Below are 4,955 nucleotides of genomic sequence, written 5' to 3' on the forward strand. Positions count from 1 at the left end.
AACCTCTTCACTGCCGAATCCGCCGATCGGAGGGACTCCGTCGCTCAGAGTCACCAATCCGGCACCGAGCAGCAAGAATGGAAGCCGACCAGCCTCCCGCCCGGCCCACTCAAGCCGGGCCGGCGCCCTCTCTTGTCCTTCCGCTCGTCCGTCCCTCCGTAGCCCCGCCTCACTGGAGCGCCCCAGCCGTGGATGCCAGCACCGTGCCGCGCTGCCCCTTCGACTTCGCCGACGCGTTGGAGTTCGACCCCACGCTCAGACGGCTGATGACCGAGTCCCCGGTGACGCGCGTGCGGCTCTCCTACGGACAGGGCGAGGCGTGGCTGGTCACCCGGTACGACGACGTGCGCACGGTGACCACCGACCGCCGCTTCAGCCGCGCCGCCGTCGCCGGGCTCGACTTCCCGCGCATGACACCCGAGCCGATCGTCCAGTCCGAGTCGATCAACCTCATGGACCCGCCGGCCAGCACCCGCCTCCGCCGCCTCGTCGCGCAGGCCTTCACCAAGCGCCGCGTGGAGGCCATGCGCCCCGCCACGCAGCGCATCGTCGACGGCCTCCTCGACGCGATGGCCGAGCACGGCCCGCCCGCCGACCTCGTCCGCCACCTCTCCTCGCAGCTGCCGCTCACCACCATCTGCGAGGTGCTGGACATCCCCGGCCCCGACCGGCGCACCCTCCAGCAGCGCGCGATGACGATGATGGCCACCGACCCCGCCACCCGGGAGCGCGCCGTCACCGCCAAGGCCGAACTGCGCGGCTACTTCGCCGACCTCACCGCCCGCCGCCGCCGCGACCCGGGCGACGACCTCATCAGCGTCCTCGCCACCGCCCGGGACGGCGACGAGGCCCTCAGCGACGACGAACTCACCGTCATGGCCATGGTCCTGCTGATGACCGGCCACGACACCAGCACCTACCAGATCGGCAACATCACCTACACCCTGCTCACCCACCCCGAACAGCTCGCCAAGCTGCGCGCCGACCCGACCCGGCTGCCGCAGGCGATGGACGAGCTGCTGCGGTACATCCCCTTCCGCAAGGGCGTCGGCATCCCCAGGATCGCGACCGAGGACGTCGAACTCGGCGGTGTCCTGATCCGCGCCGGCGACGTCGTACACGTCTCCTACCTCGCCGCCAACCGCGACCCGGAGCGCTACGACAACCCCGACACACTCGACCTGGACCGCACGGCCGGCGGCCACATGACCTTCGGCTGGGGCGCGCACCACTGCGTCGGCGCCCCCCTGGCCGTCATGGAGCTGGAAACCGCGATCGGCACGCTGCTCGCGCGCTTCCCCGACCTGAGACTCGCCGTCCCCGCCGACGAACTGCGGTGGAACACCGACTCCATCTGGCGCTACCCACTGGAACTTCCGCTCGCCTGGTAGGCGACGCTCCTGACCAGAGCCGGCGGCGGCCCGGCCCGCCCGAGCCCGCCGCCCCTACCGGCCCTCACCCGGGGGAAACCCATGGCAACACTCTGCCGGCCCGCCGTCGCGGTCCCGGAACACGTCATCACCAGCGAGGACACCCTCGAACTGGCCCGCCGACTCCACGCCGACCACCCGCAACTCCCGCTGGCGCTCCGGCTCATCGAGAACACCGGCGTCCGCACCCGGCACCTGATCCGACCGATCGAGGAGACCCTGCGGCACCCGGGCTTCACCGCCCGCAACCGCGTCTACGGCCAGGAGGCCAGACGCCGCGTGCCGCCCGTCGTCGAACGCGCCCTGACCAACGCCGAGCTGACCGCCGAGGACGTCGACCTCATCGTCTACGTCTCCTGCACCGGCTTCGAGATGCCCTCGATGACCGCCTGGCTCATCAACAACCTCGGCTTCCGCCCCGACACCAGGCAGCTCCCCATCGCGCAGCTCGGCTGCGCCGCCGGCGGTGCGGCGATCAACCGCGCCCACGACTTCCTCACCGCCTATCCGGACGCCAACGTCCTCATCGTCTGCTGCGAGTTCTGCTCGCTGTGCTACCAGCCGAGCGACCTGGACGTCGGCTCGCTGCTCTCCAACGGCCTCTTCGGCGACGCCGTCGCCGCCGCCGTCGTGCGGGGCGGCGACGGCGGGCACGGCGTCCGGCTGCGACGCAACAGCTCCTACCTCGTGCCCGAGACGGAGTCGTGGATCTCCTACGCCGTCCGCGACACCGGCTTCCACTTCCAGCTCGACAAACGCGTCCCCACCACGATGCACATGCTCGCCCCGGCCCTGCGGGCCCTGGCCGACCAGCAGCGCTGGGTGATGTCCGAGCTGGACTTCCACATCGTGCACGCCGGCGGCCCGCGCATCCTCGACGACCTGTGCGCACTGCTCGACGTCGACCCGCACATGTACCGGCACAGCCGCGCCACGCTCACCAGCCGCGGCAACATCGCCAGCTGCGTCGTCTTCGACGCCCTCGACCGCGTCTTCGCCGAGGGCCACCTCACCGGAGGCGCCCGGGGCGTCGTCGCCGGCTTCGGCCCCGGCATCACCGCCGAACTCAACCTCGGCACCTGGCAGGTCCCGGCCATCCCGGCCGCCGCCACCGGACACCCGGCCCGGGAGGCGACCCTCGCCCCCGCCCCCTGAGCCGTCGCCATCCGACCGCGCGCCCGGGCCCGCCGCGCCGGGCCCGCCCCACGGGCGGACCCGGCGCGTCCAACTGCCGGCGGCCTACCGGATGTAGACGAGACCGTCGGTGGTGATGGTGGGCCGCCCGGAGGTGGCGACGACCTCAACGGTGACGGTCCGCTTGGCGCTGGTGTCCCACGTCTGCGTCCACACCGCGTCGCGGTACCTCGTCGTGGCGGACTTCAGGTCCACGGTCTTCACCCGCTTGCCGTCGACGAGGACGTGGACCTGCCCGGAGGAGGAGGCGCGGGAGAAGACCAGGGCGGCGGAGCGCCCGGTGAAGGTGTAGGTCAGCTTGGAGCCCTTGGTGCCGCTGGAGTACGACTTCCCGCCCAGGTAGCGGGAGTCGCTGCGCGTCGTCCAGGTACCGCTGCGAGTCGCGGCGGTCTCCTGGACGATGACGGGGGTGAACGACGGGGAGGCGTTGCGAACGTTCCCCGCGAGGTCGGTCGCGCGCATCTGCCAGGCGGTGGCGGTGCCGGGGACGGCGGTGTGGTTGGCGCCGGTGGTGGTCGCCGCGTAGGTCTTGGCGACCGGGGCCAGCAGGCGCACGTTCTTCAAAGCCGTGTTGTCGGTCGCGGCCCAGCTGAGCCGGACGGGCACGGCGTTCGCCTCCACGATCCCGGTGCGCAGGCCGAGCGTGGGCCTGGTGGTGAACGTCGGCGCGGTGGTCTCGGCGACAACCGTCGCGGTCGGCGTGGTGGCGGCCTTCCCCGACTGGTGGATCGCCCGGACCGCGACCCTGTGCGTACCGAGCGGCAGGGCCGTGGTGGCGGTCCGCACGTTGCCCTTGGTTGTGGCGACGACCTTGCCGTTGACGAGCAGTTCGTAGCGGCTGATCAGGGAGGCCGGAGTAGTGGCCGTCCACTCCACGGTGATCTCGGAGCGGGTGTAGGTGGTGCCGTCCTTCGCACCGCCGCCGGTGACGGCGGTGACGGCAAGACCGGTCACGGGACCGGCGGCACGGGCGCGGATAGTGCCGAGCTGCGTGTACAGCCGGTCGCCGGGGCAGAGGGTGTTGAACCCGTCCCGGTGCCCGTGGATCGCGGGCAGCGTACGCACGGCGCCCTTCTTCCAGCTCTGCCCGGCCAGGCTGCGGCCGTCAGCACCCGCGACGAGCGTGGCGGTGCCGTCCGGCTGCACGCCGTACTGGCCGAGCTTCCACGCGGCGACCCGCGCCACGGCGGTCAACGCCACGCTGGCCGCGTTCACGTCGGTGTGGGTGCCGAGCACGGCGATGCCGGTGGTCTCGGTATTGAAGCCGTAGGCGTGCGCGCCCATCACCGGCCGGTCCACGCCGCCCTTGCGCCCCTCGAAGACCTTCCCGCACTTGTCGACCAGGAAGTTGTAGCCCAGGTCGCGCCACCCGAGGGTCCGCGTGTGGTACGCGTAGATGCCGCGCACGATGGCGGGGGAGTTGGCGCAGTCGTAGTTGTTGGTCTCGGCGGTGTGGTGCACCACCACCGCCTTGATCCGCCCGTCCGGCAGATACACCGGCTCCTCAAGGCTCATCGACTCGTCCGCACCCCACGCCGCCCGACTCACGATCGGCGGACGCGGCGCGCTGGACGGCGGCGCCGGCGGCTCGGTCGTCTCCGGCGCCGACGGGGAGGGACTACCCGTCGGCGGCTCACTCGTCGGCGGCACGGTCGGTGTCTCGGACTCGCTCGGCTCCGGCGTCAGGGACGGCTCCGGGCTGGGAGAGGGCTCCGTGCTCGGTTCCACGGGCGCGGACTCACCCGGCTCCGGCGACGGCCCCTCCGACCCACCCGGCCCGGGCAGTTCAGGCTCCGGACTCACCGGATCGTTGACCGGCCGGACCCCGAACGGCATCCCCCCACCGACGTACGCGGCGGGCCGGGCGCCGGTGCCCGCACCGGGACCGGCCCCCGGATCGATCATGTCCAGCCGCAGACCCTCGGGCAGCGCGTCGGACACCCGACCCTCACCGGTCACCCGCACCTCCACACCGTCCGACGGACCCACCCACGCCGGCTCGGTACCGCCACGCGACGCACGCTCCACGTCCGCCGCGCCACGCTCCGGCTCCAGCACCAACCACCGGGACCACTCACCGGAACCGACCGCCCGCGTCCGCGCCTCGACCTTCACCGCCGCCGCGGCCTTCGGGTCCGTCCACGTCACGCCCAGCATGCTGAAACGTTCCGTCTTGCGCTGCTCCAACTCGGCCCGACGCCCGTCCCCGCGCACCTCAAGCTCAACAGCCCGGGTCTCCACCGGCCCGTCCGCCGGGCCCTCGGCCGCCGCACCCCCGGGCCGCCGCAGGTCGTCCTCCCCGGACCACGGCGTCGGCCCACCGGCCAACCC

Annotated in this window: 3 protein-coding genes; 2 read left to right on the forward strand and 1 reads right to left on the reverse strand. The window is 72.6% G+C overall.

Annotation, left to right across the window (positions count from 1 at the left end; translation table 11 throughout):
- The first annotated feature begins 188 nt into the window (after positions 1-188).
- Both GL263_RS21510 and GL263_RS21515 read left to right on the forward strand, forming a co-directional pair.
- Positions 189-1,391, forward strand: a complete 1,203-nt coding sequence (locus GL263_RS21510) for a cytochrome P450 (RefSeq protein WP_323379508.1) — start codon at positions 189-191, stop codon at positions 1,389-1,391.
- 81 nt (positions 1,392-1,472) lie between these two features.
- Positions 1,473-2,585 (forward strand): type III polyketide synthase, encoded by a 1,113-nt coding sequence (locus GL263_RS21515; protein WP_182857389.1) that lies wholly within the window; start codon positions 1,473-1,475, stop codon positions 2,583-2,585.
- A gap of 84 nt (positions 2,586-2,669) precedes the next feature.
- Here the strand turns inward: GL263_RS21515 and GL263_RS28905 are convergent.
- Positions 2,670-4,955, reverse strand: a 2,286-nt coding sequence (locus tag GL263_RS28905) for an N-acetylmuramoyl-L-alanine amidase (protein ID WP_323379509.1), incomplete at its 5' end; no start/stop codon positions are given.

The sequence above is a fragment of the Streptomyces durbertensis genome, assembly GCF_014156695.1.
Classification (GTDB): domain Bacteria; phylum Actinomycetota; class Actinomycetes; order Streptomycetales; family Streptomycetaceae; genus Streptomyces; species Streptomyces durbertensis.